The 16,121-nt window shown below is 40.5% G+C and carries 20 protein-coding genes; 3 read left to right on the forward strand and 17 right to left on the reverse strand.

Annotation, left to right across the window (positions count from 1 at the left end):
- Positions 1–62: 62 nt before the first annotated feature.
- The 9 genes from MHH49_RS27135 to MHH49_RS27175 form a co-directional block, all read right to left on the reverse strand.
- A complete protein-coding gene (locus tag MHH49_RS27135; RefSeq protein WP_341138674.1) occupies positions 63–1,106 on the reverse strand; it encodes a serine hydrolase domain-containing protein in 1,044 nt (347 codons plus the stop codon).
- A 3-nt stretch (positions 1,107–1,109) separates the two neighbouring features.
- The gene (locus MHH49_RS27140; protein WP_340890758.1) at positions 1,110–1,544 is read right to left on the reverse strand and encodes a hypothetical protein; all 435 of its coding nucleotides are present in this window, start codon (positions 1,542–1,544) and stop codon (positions 1,110–1,112) included.
- Positions 1,545–1,553: 9 nt separating this feature from the next.
- A complete protein-coding gene (locus MHH49_RS27145; protein ID WP_340890756.1) occupies positions 1,554–2,270 on the reverse strand; it encodes a hypothetical protein in 717 nt (238 codons plus the stop codon).
- A gap of 20 nt (positions 2,271–2,290) precedes the next feature.
- A complete protein-coding gene (locus MHH49_RS27150; protein ID WP_340890754.1) occupies positions 2,291–2,794 on the reverse strand; it encodes a GNAT family N-acetyltransferase in 504 nt (167 codons plus the stop codon).
- Positions 2,795–2,804: 10 nt separating this feature from the next.
- A complete protein-coding gene (locus MHH49_RS27155; protein ID WP_176462546.1) occupies positions 2,805–3,320 on the reverse strand; it encodes a TlpA family protein disulfide reductase in 516 nt (171 codons plus the stop codon).
- A gap of 136 nt (positions 3,321–3,456) precedes the next feature.
- Complete coding sequence (locus MHH49_RS27160; protein WP_076141689.1) at positions 3,457–3,984, reverse strand: ClbS/DfsB family four-helix bundle protein; 528 nt, start codon at positions 3,982–3,984, stop codon at positions 3,457–3,459.
- Between the two features lie 27 nt (positions 3,985–4,011).
- Positions 4,012–4,518, reverse strand: coding sequence for a DUF2569 domain-containing protein (locus tag MHH49_RS27165; protein WP_341138675.1), 507 nt, complete (start codon positions 4,516–4,518; stop codon positions 4,012–4,014).
- Positions 4,519–4,549: 31 nt separating this feature from the next.
- Complete coding sequence (locus tag MHH49_RS27170; protein ID WP_036678282.1) at positions 4,550–5,122, reverse strand: DJ-1/PfpI family protein; 573 nt, start codon at positions 5,120–5,122, stop codon at positions 4,550–4,552.
- Positions 5,123–5,139: 17 nt separating this feature from the next.
- Positions 5,140–6,006: a S66 family peptidase gene (locus MHH49_RS27175; RefSeq protein WP_326048041.1), complete on the reverse strand. Its 867-nt coding sequence runs from the start codon at positions 6,004–6,006 to the stop codon at positions 5,140–5,142.
- Positions 6,007–6,176: 170 nt separating this feature from the next.
- Between MHH49_RS27175 and MHH49_RS27180 the strand changes: the two genes are divergently transcribed.
- The gene (locus MHH49_RS27180; RefSeq protein ID WP_341138676.1) at positions 6,177–6,671 is read left to right on the forward strand and encodes a hypothetical protein; all 495 of its coding nucleotides are present in this window, start codon (positions 6,177–6,179) and stop codon (positions 6,669–6,671) included.
- A gap of 62 nt (positions 6,672–6,733) precedes the next feature.
- Here MHH49_RS27180 and MHH49_RS27185 read toward each other — a convergent pair whose 3' ends face one another.
- The 3 genes from MHH49_RS27185 to MHH49_RS27195 are packed head-to-tail and all read right to left on the reverse strand — an operon-like array spanning position 6,734 to position 9,186.
- Positions 6,734–7,207 (reverse strand): GNAT family N-acetyltransferase, encoded by a 474-nt coding sequence (locus MHH49_RS27185; protein WP_036678422.1) that lies wholly within the window; start codon positions 7,205–7,207, stop codon positions 6,734–6,736.
- Between the two features lie 41 nt (positions 7,208–7,248).
- Positions 7,249–8,280 (reverse strand): Gfo/Idh/MocA family protein, encoded by a 1,032-nt coding sequence (locus tag MHH49_RS27190; RefSeq protein ID WP_036678288.1) that lies wholly within the window; start codon positions 8,278–8,280, stop codon positions 7,249–7,251.
- An 18-nt stretch (positions 8,281–8,298) separates the two neighbouring features.
- A complete protein-coding gene (locus tag MHH49_RS27195) occupies positions 8,299–9,186 on the reverse strand; it encodes a sugar phosphate isomerase/epimerase family protein (RefSeq protein ID WP_341138677.1) in 888 nt (295 codons plus the stop codon).
- Positions 9,187–9,310: 124 nt separating this feature from the next.
- Between MHH49_RS27195 and MHH49_RS27200 the strand changes: the two genes are divergently transcribed.
- Together MHH49_RS27200 and MHH49_RS27205 are read left to right on the forward strand one after the other, a co-directional pair.
- On the forward strand, positions 9,311–10,195 hold the full coding sequence (locus tag MHH49_RS27200; RefSeq protein WP_076105579.1) for a helix-turn-helix domain-containing protein: 885 nt from the start codon (positions 9,311–9,313) through the stop codon (positions 10,193–10,195).
- Between the two features lie 28 nt (positions 10,196–10,223).
- On the forward strand, positions 10,224–11,045 hold the full coding sequence (locus MHH49_RS27205) for a DUF2785 domain-containing protein (RefSeq protein WP_341042717.1): 822 nt from the start codon (positions 10,224–10,226) through the stop codon (positions 11,043–11,045).
- A gap of 90 nt (positions 11,046–11,135) precedes the next feature.
- Here MHH49_RS27205 and MHH49_RS27210 read toward each other — a convergent pair whose 3' ends face one another.
- The 5 genes from MHH49_RS27210 to MHH49_RS27230 all read right to left on the reverse strand — a co-directional run bounded on the left by MHH49_RS27210 (position 11,136) and on the right by MHH49_RS27230 (position 16,092).
- Positions 11,136–11,930, reverse strand: coding sequence for a hypothetical protein (locus MHH49_RS27210; protein WP_076141692.1), 795 nt, complete (start codon positions 11,928–11,930; stop codon positions 11,136–11,138).
- A 75-nt stretch (positions 11,931–12,005) separates the two neighbouring features.
- Entirely contained in the window at positions 12,006–13,109 is a 1,104-nt protein-coding gene (locus MHH49_RS27215) for a Gfo/Idh/MocA family protein (protein ID WP_076141693.1), read from the reverse strand.
- Positions 13,110–13,129: 20 nt separating this feature from the next.
- Positions 13,130–13,852, reverse strand: a complete 723-nt coding sequence (locus MHH49_RS27220) for a ThuA domain-containing protein (protein WP_076105575.1) — start codon at positions 13,850–13,852, stop codon at positions 13,130–13,132.
- 25 nt (positions 13,853–13,877) lie between these two features.
- Positions 13,878–15,038, reverse strand: coding sequence for a Gfo/Idh/MocA family protein (locus tag MHH49_RS27225; protein ID WP_341138678.1), 1,161 nt, complete (start codon positions 15,036–15,038; stop codon positions 13,878–13,880).
- A gap of 10 nt (positions 15,039–15,048) precedes the next feature.
- A complete protein-coding gene (locus MHH49_RS27230; protein ID WP_076296761.1) occupies positions 15,049–16,092 on the reverse strand; it encodes a LacI family DNA-binding transcriptional regulator in 1,044 nt (347 codons plus the stop codon).
- Positions 16,093–16,121: the final 29 nt, after the last annotated feature.

The raw sequence follows: 16,121 nt of genomic DNA on the forward strand, positions 1-16,121 counted from the left end.
GTTGGATGACTGAGTATAATAATTCAGCAGTGAATATCCTAACTCTTGGCGTTCACTATTTTTTATTTCATCATCATAGCAAGTTTCATTGATAGCCTAATGGGGAGTGCAGGATTACCCATCTGGTTTAGATCCCCCACAATGAATAAATTTTTAATAGGATAAAAAAAGGCAAACGAACCTGTTGAACCGGAGTGCCCTAGTAACTCACCTTTCCCCATGTAAAGCGTGGACAAGCCATCCAAAGGAATTCTCATATAGCCGCTGCTATAGTAAATAGGTCCCATCGATAATTGAAGTTTATTAGAAGCCGATAGCATCTTAAACAACTCATTTTTAAATAGCATCCCACCAAAGAAAGCTTTGATAAATATCATTAATTCACGAGCTGTGGTGATACATCCTCCACTCGCACGACAACTCCTAATAAATTTGGAACGGTTAATTGATTTATTTTGATAAAAGATATTCGGTACAAAATCGTTGTCACCTTCAGGGAGATATGTACTTACGAGTGACAGGGGATCAAATATGAACCGCTTATAGACTTCTGCTAATGTTGACTGCTCTACCTTCTCAATGATTTCACCTAGTAAATCAAAATTTATATCCGCATAATATGCTTTTCGTTTGGTACGAGGCATAAAATGAGGCTTCAATTTTTTAATTAATGCAATCTGTTCCTCGAAGGTAATATAATAATCCTCCTTAATCGCACGACGCTTGTCATTCTCTCTTCCTTCTTCAAATACATCTGGCAAGCCACTAACCTGAAACAATAAATCGGATATTGTCAGGTCAAACGAATAATCATTACCACCAAAGACATGAAGACCACTTAACACAGCGTTATCAAAATACTGTGTAACCTTGTCATCCAACGACAGTTTACCTCGCTCTTGTAGGGCCAAAATACAGGTGGTGGTAAACAGCTTGGTGATGCTGGCCATTAGCAAAGGTGAGTCTATATTCTTCTCCCCATATCCAATATTATAGGAGTAGTCGCCATCTGTATTCTCAATGTATAGGACGCCTTCGTGAATGTGACGTGAGCTTATCGTTTTTTTGAAGGCTTGTTCTATCTTTTGTGATGTATTAGTTGTCATAGATCATCCTTTCCTCCGCTTCATTATCCAAATAATTAATAAGACGATAACCGATGTTCCCAATAAGAAATACATCCAAATCGTTTCTTTAACCAATTCATCATTCGGATAATGGCCTTTATTATAAGCTTTTACAAAGATACCCTCTTGGGTCTTAATAGCAATAAAATCTTTTGGATCGGTATTGATAATTGAATAGTAGGGCGTACCTTTAGGATAAATATTCGAGAAATTCCCCCTGTACGTTCCTTCCTCATCGGAATATTTAGTTACATGCCCTATCTTCTTATCGATTTCTTCCGAGGGGATGAGTTCATCATCTGATATTTCGTAGATGTCACCTGAATAAACAACAAACGAACCGGCCCAATCCGCGGAGACCTCATGTAATGGCGATAAAGCCATTATGGCTAGAATTACAATAATGAATTTCTTCATCTCAACCTCCTAGCTTTGGGATTCGATTGATTTATAGATTGTTTTGAACTCTTTTCCATTATTTAATCCATCAATAAGCTCCACTAAACCTGACTTTCCAACGATTCCAAACCATCTATTAATTTCTGAATGGGCGATCTCATAATTTTCTTTTACATGTGAGGGTTCATAAAAGACATCTCTACTACTTAGCTCATTTATCTTGTCAAAACTTATAAACTTATCGCTGTTATATCTATAGTCAACTAAGGTAGCCAAACCTTCATCAAACCACACAGGAACCTCATCCTTATTCTTCAACCTCTTTCTTAACTCACTATGCATCAATTCATGGGCGATTACATCCGCGTTAAATCCGTCTGGACCAATAACAATGTAATTTCCCCAATAAGTATAATAAGTCTGGCCCGTTCGATTCTTCTGAGCATACTTCTCAAGAGCGTGTGGAGATTGAACAAAAAGAAGGGTTGGATTGTCTTGTAAATCTTCGAAGAACCCAGAAACTCTCTCCCTCGATTGTTCGAAATCGTTCAAAAGTATCGTTGTTGTGACCTCTGAAATATCTGGTTCTACATAAATATGCTTACCTTGCTTCTCCATACTAGAAAAGTCTACCATCATTGCATTAATAGGTTGAGGATTTATCATATAGACTACAATCAGCATCAGAAGTAAAAATGAAAGAAATGCGGAGATGATTATGAGTTTCTTTCTTCTTTTGATCATAGGGATTAACTCCTTACGGTTTAGATACAAAGAGATTTCCGATAAATATATTTATGATCCTCATCCATATCCGATGATTTCATAAATCCCACACTGCGCCAAAACCTTTCATTTGCATCATTAGTCGGGGTTAACTCGATATACTTTGCACCGTCTGCATAAACATGTTTTTCGACCATTGAATAGGTAAATTCACCATACCCTAAATTCCGATACATAGGTTCAATATAATACTCCATTAAAAAACACTTTCCACCCTCATTAAAATAAGTAACATACATTAAAAATCCAAGCATAGTACCGTCCTTATGTATAAGAAACAAATTTAAAGGATTTATTTCTCTTGTTCTTAGCTCTTCAATGATCTCTCTATACTCGTCTGAATAAAAGTAACCCAGGTCAAAATCATCGCCCATAGATACATGGAGAGATAATTCATTTATGTAACTATTAAAGAGTCCCCAAAATATATCCACATCCGATTGATTTTTTGCTACAAAAATCTCTAAATGGGTCGTATTCATTTCAACCTCCTTAATCATAGTTTTTAATGAAAATCTTAAACGAGCTCTCAATAGCGTCAAAATCAGTCGAGCCAATAATTTGATCCATAACCTTGCCATCAGAGTTTATAAAAAACAACGCAGGAAAAGCTTGTTCACCAAATTGTTTATGGAGATCACCTGTTTCATCTAGGAGAACGGGATACTTAATGTTGTAATTCGCCACGTATTGTTTTACATCAGAAAGATCATCTTGATAAAGCAAATTGATTCCGTATATGTTCACTCTATTTTTATATTTCTCATACAATGAGACAATCTTAGGAGCGTCGTCATTACAATATGGACACCATGAGGTGAAAAATACGAATACAGTGGGTTTCTTCGAGAAGTCCACTTGTATTTTGTTTCCATTCGCCAACTCTTTTAGTTCAATGTTCTCAGGACTTTTAATGGGTTTTGCAGAGTTGTTTACCACGACAAATATAATCGAGCTTAATGCAATCAAAAATATAAATGTACTTACAATAATAGATATTTTCTTCAAAAATAATCCGTCCTTTACTAATCTATTCACCTACCGCTATACATTCTCTTCCACTAATCTTATATCCTTCATACTGATCATTGAACAGCCTAAAACAGCCCCTGCTTCAGAGATTTCTCTTAGGCGGAGGCTTGATTTATACTTCCTTAGTTACATTAAGTTTTTTCCATTTGCGAATCTTAGAACGAAAAGTCTTAAACGGTGCTACTGAATTAATATGAATCCATTTGACCATAGGCCATCTTGGATTGTTTCCTGTCCATTTCCGCACGCCTTGCGTAAAAAGTTCTTCATCACTTAAAGAATCAATCCAGTTCTGCCACTGATGTTCTGTCTCTTGAAATAAAGATCTTAACTCGTCTAATGAGTAGGCAGCATATGTATGATAAAACGATTGATATAATCCGCCAAGTTGATTCCATTTATAATCCGGGGAAGGTGTAATAACGGTTAACCCTGCTTTTTCATCCTTATCCCATTTCATAACAAGATTCAACCAGCCCAATTGATAAGCAATGATTTCTGCTGGGGTACGATCAACCCCTTCCATACGATTGTCTCTTTGGGAGTTCTCAATGCCGTCAAATTCTTGATCAAGAGACTGATAGGCAATATGAATCGCATCTTTCAATTCTTCTTTTGATAGATAATCGGTTGACATCATACCCCTCCTTTAAATCTCTTTATTAAATTACTTTACAAATGTATTATGTACTCGCTCTGATTTCAATAAATATGCAGTCCAAATTGCACAAGTAAACGCTGACCTAATGATCCTTTTGAGTGAATCTCCATTTCCAAGTTCTCTGGCAAGAGGAATTTGATAAAGAAGTACACCATCAATGATTCCTACTACAGGGATTGCAATATAGAAAATAATCAATAACCGTGGTAAAAATGCTTTTTTTCTGTAGAAATTAATTAGAATGTATACACTAAACGCTAATATAGCTATATTGAAAGTGGTTTCAAAAACAATTATAAATCCCCACAAGGGATGATAGAAATCCGAACCTTTAGAAGTAAAAGCAGTCCAGATATCGGCATCAAACGCTGTAAAAGAATCCTGAAAAAGCTGCATCAACTGAATGATAATCGTCCCATAAAGACCGATTTGTACAAGAATCAACCATCCCCCAAGTCCTGATATCCCTAATGGTTTATAATCATTTTTCTTTTCGTTTAAATTAGTTTCCACGTCAACTCTCCCTGTTTATCATCTATCACTGCTATTTATCCATAATATCCCTAAACAATTGTTCTTTTTCTTCATCTAGATCCTGATAAATCCCTAAATAATCAAAGATTTCAAATGAAAAATCAACAAATGCACGGCCTTTAGCAGTAATGATATGTTCATCTCTAACTACTCTCTTATCAACATAATTGTCTCTTGGAAATGGATCCTCTACATTAAGTTTACTGATTCTTTCCACTGAACACGAAGTAGTGAATTTACAATGGTCTAAAATGCCCGCTCGTCCTAAATACTGTGGTCCATGACATATGGCTGCCAGCATCTTCTCTTCTCGATCAAGATGGTTTATCAGATCAGTTAAATCCTGTTTTTGATTTACAATCGGACCTCCGGGAATAATTAGCCCTTCAATATCATTAAGCTTAACTGCTTCTTTGAGGACCAAATCAGGTTGATAAGTCAGACCAGATTCGCTAACTACAGATTCATAACTGTATCCTACGGATAACACTTCTTTTTTTCCAACATTTCTAATCTTATGTAGTGCCAAGGTAATCTCAAAATCCGCAAAATCATCAGATATGAAGCAAAGAATTTTGCCCATCGCACACTCCACCTTTTTTACAAAGTGATTTTATCGCCCACAACAATACACTTACTGTTACTGCCATGCCCAATCTCAGCTGTCTTTATGATAGGAATGGAGGTGGAATGGCTAATTTCCTTCACATACTCTTCTACTATCGGAAATTCATTAAAGTTCTCTAGTTCTGAAAATGACCCTAGAATCAATCCAGCACAAGCATCAAAATATTTCAATTGCTGGAGCTGAGCAAAAAAGGAGACTATTTTGTTAGCTCTGCCACTTAAACTCTCCAACAATAATATTTTGTCCGAAGGATCCGGAAAATAGCTTGTCCCTGCCAGCTTCAAAAAGCAGCGAATATTCCCTCCGATTACTATCCCGCTCATCTGGTTACCACGGACCCAATGATACCGGAAATCGTAAAGATCGTTTTGCCCCTCGAAGAATGTTCGATAAAAAGCCCTCTGCTGCTCTGCCCCATCAGAAGACACTAAATTCATCAACTGATAATGATAGGATTTCGAATTATTTTGCGTAAATAAAGCGTTCAAAATAACTGACAAATCACTCATTCCAAAAAAGGGTTTGGGGTTCATACGGATACTTTCGTAGTCTATGTACTCTAAGATTTGGTTGGCAGAATCCCCACCTGAAATATCGAATATCGCGCTAATTTCAGTATTTTTAAATAGTTGATTCAGCTCCGCTGCCCTTTCCTTTGGATTTCCACTGGAATAACCATCTTTTCTAAACAAAGTATTAGCCACCACTACATGGAGTCCAAATGAATGCAAAACTTTTTTTAATTCCTCTACTTTAGGTAAGTTCTCTACTCTCACACCATCTGAACAAGCAATCAGTCCTACTTTATTCCCGTGTGTGAATTTTAAGGATGTGTTCATTTTAATAATCCTTTCGATTCTACTTTTTAGTTTAATCACCGCAAATTTACGATCATATTTACACCATACCATATTTAGGGAGTTGAATCATTTTCTTCTTGAAATTATGAAACCACAACATGGTAATATAAGTATAATAATGCAAGATCAAATACATTGGGGGTGTACTAATGCGTAAATCACCGTTGATATTGAGTATGATATTATTATCCCTGGCGTTAATTATGGGATGTAGTTCAGAAGTAGATGATGCTACTAAAGCCGCAGAGGAATATAAAAATGTAGAATATACCGTCAAGGCTTCTGAGGATTTAATGTCTGATGAATCCATTCTTGCGCGAAATGAAGAGATGAAACCGTATTTTACAGAATACTTTACTGAAAAGGCTATAGCGAGCCGAATTACAACTATCCCAATTAAAATCGCTGATAAACAAAAGCTTTCTTTAAAACCGGAAAACCTAAAATTTAACCTTTCCGAACAAAAAAAAGATATTATCGAGTTAAAATATACGGTGGATCTTGTCCTATTGGATAAGGATGACAAAGAAAGTAAACGTGTGCCTTTGGAAGGTATATTGACTCTCTTTGATGTGGACGGTAAATGGTTAGTGCAAGGGGATCGATTTGATACTGTAGCATTAATGAACTTGATTGATGGGTGAATTTGAATATCCTTCTTATCACAAAAAGCAGACTGCTCTAATGAGCAACCTGCTTTTTTGAATTACATTATTTTTTTACTCATCCTATAATTGACCAACAGAACACCTTTTCGTTCTACACTTTGTTTCGCAATAAGCTGGTATCCCCGTCGTTCAAAAAAAGGTTTAGCAGTGATGCTCGCTTCGGCATCCATTTCATAAAGACCCAGTTCTTTCGCTTTCAATTCAAGCTTACTCACCAATGCAGAGGCTATACCTAGTCCTTGGTAATCTTTGTGAACATATAATCGATCCAAATGTCCCTCTGCTGTCATATCAGAAAAGCCCACAATAATATTATCAATTTCGGCTACATAAGTGATATTTTGACGCAAAGAAGCTCTCCAAGTATTATGCTTAAGTACCTCTTCCTCTTTAGGTGCCCAAGCATCTAGCTGTTCCTGTGAATAGTCTTGTTTGTTTACGGAATGAACTGTTTCGTAGAACAATGAGACAATTTGACTAATATCCGATTCTCGGTAAGCTCTAATATCCATTTTGATCTCCTTGCTGGCGATTGTAGTAACAGAAGTCAATCTCAGAACTCCACTAGATCGATTTTCCGGCCAGATTCAGCACTTTCCAGCGCTCCGAACACCATTGCCATACTATACCGATTATCTCTACAATTCGTCTCTGCAGGACGTTGCTCTGCCAATGACAAGAACATCTCATCCAAACACCCGTGATGGAATGTTTTATTCATCTCAACATTATCTCCATTTATACGCTTTACGTCACGAATGAACTTATCGCTCTGATCTCCTGCAGTAACTACCTCAGCATATGGCAGCTCATGACCATCCCAGATTGCTGTTCCTTTCTCCCCGTTAACCCGCCAAGAAGCTTCCCATGACGTGGATGCACCTTCTGCACACCAAGATCCCTGATAGGTAAATATTGAACCGTCGGACATCTCGAAAATGCACACTGCCGACGCATTCCCCTCATACCATGAACCGGGAGGATTAAACTCCTGACAGTATACGGACACAGGGTTCGCGCCACTAATAAACCGGGCCTGGTCGAAGGTATGAATTGCCATATCCAACAGCAGCGGACTTTTCATAACATCACGGAATCCCCCGAAATGAGCCCCAAGGAAAAAGCTTGCACCGATAAATCCTGTTCTTCCGATGGTTCCTGATTCTATGATTTTTCTTAAAGAACGAATTCGAGGATCATAACGGCGGTTCTGCATCACAGCATGAGCATTTCCAGTCCGTTCCGAGATCTCAACAATCTTATTACATTCCTCCATAGTCTCAGCTAACGGTTTCTCACTAAACACATTACACCCAAGTTCCAATGCAGTACTAGAAATATTGAAATGACTTCCGGGAACGGTAACGTCAAAGACGAGATTTGCTGCGGTCTCCTGAATTGCCTGCTTAATATCCGTAAACGTCAGACATGAAATCCCATGCTTCGCAGCCATCGCCTCAGCCGACTCCAACCTTATATCTACTAGAGCAACGATCTTAGTATCTGGACGCAATAAAGCGTATTCAATCCATGCGTTAGCCATTCCTCCGCAACCTGCAACCGCTACACGGTACTGTGCTGTCATATTTCTCCCCCTGACTTATTAAAGCGGATTAGGCACAAAGCTGCCCCCGCGGCATTGTTTTAAATAAATCAAGGCATGTACTTGACCCATCATTTCCAGCTCATCCCGATAGACAGGATCATGCCAACCTTCAATATCAATGGTACCTTTATAACCAGCCTGACGCAAAATGGAAATAACATCCGTCCAGTTCGTATCACCAAAACCCGGAGTACGGTGCCATACATAAGGTTTTGGGCCGTGGATTCCATATTCTTTTACAATATCCCAAGCGATGGTGGCATCCTTGCCGTGTACATGGAAGATCTTATCTGTCCATTTGCGCAGCTGTGGAATCGGATCAATCAGCTGCACCATCTGATGGCAGGGCTCCCATTCAAGTCCCATATTGTCAGCAGGTACAGCGTTAAACATCTTTTCCCAGGCTATTGGATGATGAGCGATATTCCAGTCCCCTGAAGTCCAATTGCCATCCATGGAACAGTTCTCGAAGGCAATTCGTACACCGCGATCTGCTGCTCTTTTGGTCAGCTCACCAAATACCTCGGTAAACTTCGGAATCGATTCATCAATGGACACTCCTGGTAGTCGTCCCGTGAACCCTGATACCATATCAGTACCAAATACATGAGCATGATCAATAAGCCGTTCCCAGCTCGTTAATGCATCGGAATTGTCACCAGTATTCGTCAAAGGATTGCCAAAGATGCCAACCGATGAAATCACAAAATCATGTTTTGCCGCAAGTTCTTGCACACGCTTACCAGTTTCCACAAGATCTGTTTCACCTGTAGTCTGCCAGAAGGTTAAGCTAAAAGATTCGAAGCCATGACCTACGATTTGCGGAATCACTCTAACAGCATCTCCGCCACCAACTAATGTGCCTATACGCATTGTATCCTTCATCTTGTGTACCACTCCAATATTGGTTTATAGTAAGTTCTATAACCCGAGTATATACTGCATTTAAGCTTAAAACTCTTATTATATTGTGTTTATATAGTCGTATATTGTGGGAGTTGAATAAATATTGAGCTATCCTAATGATCTTAAAGAATACCCTCAATTAGAAGGAAGCACCTATCCGTTTCGATTGTTTTTTAATGAATGCAGACATGCGAAAATCGGCCAGAACATCCTTTTTCTACACTGGCATGAGCATTTCGAAATCATTATCATGCAAGCAGGCAGCGCCATTTTCCACATTGACAGCAAGCCCTACGAACTGCATCCCGGAGAGGTTTTGTTTGTTCCTTCTGGAGGTTTGCACGTTGGATATAGTCTGCGGGATGATCATGTCCGATTTATATCCGTCGTATTTCATAGTTCTTTATTTAAAGATTGGAAGCAAGATCCTCAACATGAGCAGTTCGTAGCTCCCTATTTGGAAAATCGATATCAGCTACCAGTTAAACCAGCAGCACTTGTTCCAACCTGTTCTACTTATTACTCTCTTCTAGACACTATCGTGGATGAAGTGCATCAGAAAGGTCCTGCATTTCAGCTAATCATCAAAAATCAACTTCATCTGCTTTTTGTATTGCTCTCCCGTACCTTTTTGCCTGAGCGGGTTTCTGGCAGAACAAATGAACGTCATTCCTTCAATCGTGAGCGTTTTAAGCCACTGCTGGAGTATATGGAGAACCACTTTGATGAGAAAATGACTATTGAAAGCGCCGCGAGATCCGTTAATCTAAATCCATACCATTTCTGCAAAACCTTTAAGAAGCTCACCGGCCGAACCTTCATCGATTATGTTAATCTTTGCCGCGTAAATGAAGCAGAACGACTGCTGCTGGAGACAGATTTTACTGTAACGGAGATTGCTGGACGAGTGGGCTGCGACAATCCTAATTATTTTACCAAGCTGTTTAAGCAATATAAAGGAACTACACCATCCGGTATTAGAAAATAATTCACACTGGAAAATAGGAGCATGTAAAATGAATTTAAAAGAAACGCTGATATGCATAAAAGAAAATGATTACCTAGCACCTCCCGATACCTTCCAGTTGGTACAAGAAATGATAAATAACATTGGTTCTTTAGATGCCCAACTACGGGATGAGCTAATTTATACAACCTTATCACATTGGATCCCAGGTAATGCTCTAACTACAAACGAACTGGAGCAACTTATACCCGTTATCTTGGATAAAAACCATTTGCATTTTAAGCTTGGCGAAACCAATGCAGACTCTGTCTTTACCAGATCTTTCTCTATGCTAGTCATCCCACTCCTCTTCATGAGGCATAAAGAATCACCATTTCTCTCAAGAGAGCAAATTCATCAGATAAAGGAGAAGGTATTTTGCAGTGTGCAAAATGAGCGCGATTACCGGGGGTATGACGAAGAAAAAGGCTGGGCTCATGCCATAGCCCATGCAGCAGATACTTTAGATGAATTGGCTCAATGTTCCGAACTGGATAAAAATGACCTTATAACTATCCTCGATTTGGTTTACGAAAAGATGACCATAACAGATCGAATATACTCCGATGGGGAAGATGAGCGAATGGTAAGATCCTTAATGAGTGTTTTAGATAGAAAAATGCTTAGTCAGACTTATGTAGAGCAATGGATTCGAAGTTTTGGTGATGTGGAGAAAACTCCAGAATTTCTTCCTGCCTTTAAACAAAAAAATAATATAAAGAATTTTTTGAAAAGTTTATATTTTCGAGTTAAATATTACAAAGTAGATGCCAATCTCTGTCCAACAATCGAGCATACATTATACAAAGTAGAAAAAGTATACTATTCCTAATTAAGAAAAAGTGAGGGTTAGAGCACCCTCACTTTCCATCTACTGTTCAAATGCGTGGAGCACTTGCTACCTGTTGACGGGTCTATTAGATTATTCAGTAACTGCTAGCTCCATTCTCCGCACACTCGCAAGCGCGGGAAAAGATTCCAGCACCATCCCTGTATTCCATAACTTAACCAGCTGTCCAACCTGCAAATCCTTAAAGCTGATGGTCTCTCCAGCTTCATTAAACATTTCAGATTTCGCATTGATTGTGAACCAGTAAGATGGATCTTCGTTTCCAGGTTCAAGGATTAGTATCCGCTTTGCCTGTTTAGTGTCGATCTCAACGATTGTACCCACTACATGTGGATCACCTATTTCTGAAATATCATAGGTCAACATTTCTGGATCGATCCACTTTTCAATTTCAAGCTTGGCTGCTTCCGCATCATCAGACGGAATGGTAATAGTTACTTTATTACCAATCGTATCTACACCAGAGCCGTAGAGATTCAGCTTCTGGTAGAGTTCTTGTTCATGCAACAATTCTTGAGCAGCTAATAACTCTTGCATTGTATATTTCACATCATGAAGCTCATAAGTACCTGCAGTGAAAGCCTGAGCAAAGCTCTGCTCAATCTCCGAGTTCAAACCTACAATATTAATATGAACCTTGTTATCTTGCAGATAAATATCTCCGTTAGGAATCTTCTGAGCAGATAAGAAAGTCTTAACCTCGCCTGGATCATCCATTGCAGGGTTCTTAGAAGCTAGAATTTGTGGTTCTGAACTAATTACAGGAGTAGGAACCGGCTCCTTATTCGCTTGTTGAGCCTCTGAACAGCCACTGATTAACAAAATAACAACGGGAATCCATATCCAACCAATAATTATCTTACGCATCCTATTAACACCTCCACTCTTCATCTTCTCAAACGAAGACCGGAAGTGATAGGTTGCAGATTCAGGAAGAATTCTCTAATCCAAAGTGTAAGGAGCAAGACCGATTGGAAGTGCCGCAGGACGAGTGCAGGTGCTTTCCATTTCGTAGAATGAATGAGCATCAGAAGAATCATGGAAAGCCCACATTGCTTCTAATACGTGATAAGCCAGTTCTCCACTGGCACGATGCCCTCTACCCGTTCGAATGGCGTAAGCCATATCTGCTGGTCCAATCCCGCGGGTATTCTGATCATACCCTGACAACAACGGCTGTTCCGTCCACTCATTCTCACCCATAAGCCGGAGTTTCACGGGACCCCCAAAGTTATTCGGGTCTGGAACTTGAATCGTTCCTAGCGTTCCGTAGATTTCTATATGCGGCAGGTTGCTCCCGCCAAAGATATCAAAGCTTGTAATCAACGTTGCAATGGCACCATTTTCAAATCGCAAGGTTCCGGCTACGTGAGTTGGAATTTGAACAGGAATTTTATTCCCAAATTTCTTCTCGCTTGTAATCGTACGTTCTTCCAGCGCTTTCCCAGTCATTCCGCTAACCGTATGAATAGGACCCAGCAGCTGCACCAAAGCCGTCAAATAGTAAGGACCCATATCGAACATTGGACCTCCACCAGCGGCATAATAAAATTCCGGATCTGGATGCCAATGCTCATGTCCACGGCCCAGCATAAACGAAGTAGCTGCAACAGGTTCGCCAATTACTCCTTCATCTATCAGCTTCAAAACCGTTTGAATTCCCGCTCCGAAGAACGTCTCCGGTGCACTGCCCACAAGTACTCCCTTTTCCCGCGCCGCAGTCAGAACTTTGCGTCCTTCTTCTCTCGTCACAGCTAGAGGTTTCTCAACGTATACATGTTTACCCGCTTCAATAGCTTTCAGGCATACTTCCGCATGAACAGCTGGTATCGTTAAGTTGATTACGATTTCTATCTCTGGATCATTCAGTAATTGTTCTGTGGTATAGACGTTTGGAATATTGTATTTATCCGCTTGTTCTTGTGCTCTTACCAAATCTAAATCCGCACATGCAACTAGATCAAGGATCTCAAACTTTTGACAGTTCTCCATATAGATACTACTGATTTTACCGCATCCAATAATACCAACTTTGACTTTATCCATTCGCTGATCGCTCCCAGAATTTATTGACTGTCTGCCATTCCACTATAGCTATTACTAACCTCCATAACATTGGACAATGCCTGCGCTTTACCTTCAGCTGCCCATATTAATCCTCTGCGCATCATTTCACGCACTTGCGGCTGATCTACAATGTCCGCATGATGCCCGAGTGAATTATAATAAACTCTGCCCAAGCCCCAACGTTTTGTCCAAGCTACTGGCATATCAACAGCCTTATTATACGAATGAGGCCCTTCAACTACTGGAAAACGAGTCGTAGCAAGAACTTCAACAGCTGGATCTACATGAAGATAATATTGCTCTGAGCAAATGCTGAAATCTTCTAATCCTTCTACCAGAGGACTTGAGCTTTGACAAATCTCTACGGTATAGTTAACGCCGTCATTACCAGGATGAGCTACCCATTGTCCACCCGTCATAAACTGCCAATCTACATTATTACGAAAAGAATCACACATCCCGCCATGGCAACCGGCAAGACCTGTTCCATGCTGTACAGCTGCTGAGACATTATTCACAAGTTCCTGCTCGATTGTGCCCATTGTCCATACCGGCACGATCAAATCTAGTCCAAGAAGCTTATCTGCATCAGCAAAAGCCTCCAGAGTATTTGATACTTCAACTTCAAACTGTTCCTCTTGCAACATTTTAGCGATTATATCAGCTACCTGCTCAGGCTCATGACCATCCCAACCGCCCCAAACAATCAATGCTTTTCTCATTTTCAGCACTCCTTCTAAGGTTAGATTACATTTCGGATAAATCGACCCAACGGCGTTCATCAATAGAACGTTCTACAGCCTCTAACACCGCTTGGCATTTCACTCCATCATTGAAATTTGGTTCTGGCTGACGACCTTCTTCAATTGCGTTAGAAAGCTCCAGCATTTCGTGAATAAACGTATGTTCAAAACCAATCGTATGACCAGGCGGCCACCAAGCCTCTGCATACTCATGAGCAGGATCGGTCGCCAGCACACGACGAAAACCTTGTACATCCTCGGCATCCGAGGTCAAATAAACTTCTAATTCATTCATACGTTCGAAGTCGAATTTCACACTACCAAGACTCCCATTGATCTCAAAAGAATTGGTAGAGCGATGACCCGCTGCGAATCTTGTAGCTTCAAAGCTGCCCAGGGCACCATTATCAAAACGGGCTAAAAACAAGGTGGCATCGTCAACGGTAACCTTACCCTTGGGTGCATCTTTATCTCCTTTAGCGCTTAAACCAGTCATTTCAGCGGCAAGCGGACGCTCTTTTATGAAGGTCTCGCTCATGCCGATTACTTCCTTCATATCGCCTACTAAGAAATGAGCCAAATCTATAAGATGCGCCCCCAAATCTCCATGCGAACCTGAACCGGCGATATCCTTCTGCAGTCTCCATACTAAAGGGAAATCCGGATCTATTATCCAATCTTGTAGAAACCAAGCCCGAAAATGATAAATCTTTCCCAGACGCCCACTCTCTATGAGCTTCTTAGCCAGTCGAACTGCCGGAGAAAAGCGATAATTAAAACCAACCATATGTGTAACTCCCGCGTCTTCAGCAACTTGCAGCATTTCACGGGAATCTGCCAAAGTCAGCGCAAGTGGTTTTTCACAAAAAATATGTTTACCTGCTTTGGCTGCTGCCAAAGCTATCTCCTTGTGCGCGTTGCTGGGAGCATTAATATCTATAAGATCAATATCCTCTCGAGCGATCAGATCCTTCCAATCCGTAACACAATCCGCCCAGCCTAACTGCGATGCAGCTTCTTCAAGCGCTTCACTATTACGTCCACAGATTACAGACATTTCCGGTTTAAGCGCTTTCGGGAAAAACATAGGTAAACTGCGATAAGCATTACTGTGGGCTTTACCCATAAATTTATAACCGATCATTCCAATGCGAAGCTGTTTCATCTTATTCCTCCTAAGTGTTGATAGATTTAGATGAAGCTCGTATAACTAGTTCTGTCGGTAATTTGATCTGTACGGCTGGTGCGGGTATTTCTGCCAGATTGTTTCCCAGCAATTCAATGATTTGGGCTGCGGCAAGTTCACCTAGTTCGTAAAAGGGAACCCGCACACTGCTTAATGCAGGTGTGGTAAGCTCCGCAGCTTCCGAATCATCATAACCCACAATAGCTGGCAGGCGATCCCTTGGTATTCCTAGCTCCTGCAGCCCTTGCTGCAAACCAATGGCCATCCGATCATTGGCGACCATAATCGCATCAATCTCATCCAGCAGAGGCAACATTTCTTTGGCAGCTATAATCCCGCTTTTCCGGCTGAAGTTACCTTCGAACAAAAGTGAAGAATCTACAGAAAGATTCACCTCTGCCAAAGCGCGGGCATACCCCGTTAGACGATCTCGGCTGTTGGAATAAGATTCAGGCCCATTTAGAAAAGCAATCCTCGTAAAACCTTGTTCCAGTAAGTGTTTAGCCGCTTGCCAGCTTCCTTCGACATGATCGGCATCCACCTCGTGAAAAGCTTCCCCTGCAAAATGCTGATTAATCAGACAAAAAGGATGGTTTTCTTCCTTCAAACGGCGGAGTGAGGCTAGCTCACCTGGCTCTTCTTTAGCGCCAAGCACAATGCAAGCATCGATCTTCCGCATCTTAAACAACCCGCTATAATCCATTGGCTCTTCGGCATTCCGAAACAGCATTAACAGATCATAACCCTCTTCTCGCGCCTTGCTCCCTATTCCACTTAATATTTCCGAAAAATAATAAGTGGAGAACAAGCGGGCTTTCGGCAAATAAGGCATCACTACACCCAAGTTCCCGCTCCGTCTACGTGCAAAGCTCTGAGCGAGTGAACTAGGGGTATAGCCTAGCTTCAGAGCAGCTGCCAACACACGTTCCTTCGTTTCTTCCTTAATCGGACCAACGTTATTTAACACGCGAGATACTGTGGCTTCTGAGACACCTGCAAGCTCGGCAACCTCTTTACGGCTGGCGATATAAATTCCTCCTTCTCATAGGTTATGAACAGTGA

Origin of the sequence: Paenibacillus sp. FSL F4-0122 (genome assembly GCF_038002845.1) — a bacterium.
In the GTDB taxonomy this organism is placed as follows: Bacteria; Bacillota; Bacilli; order Paenibacillales; family Paenibacillaceae; genus Paenibacillus_AQ; species Paenibacillus_AQ odorifer.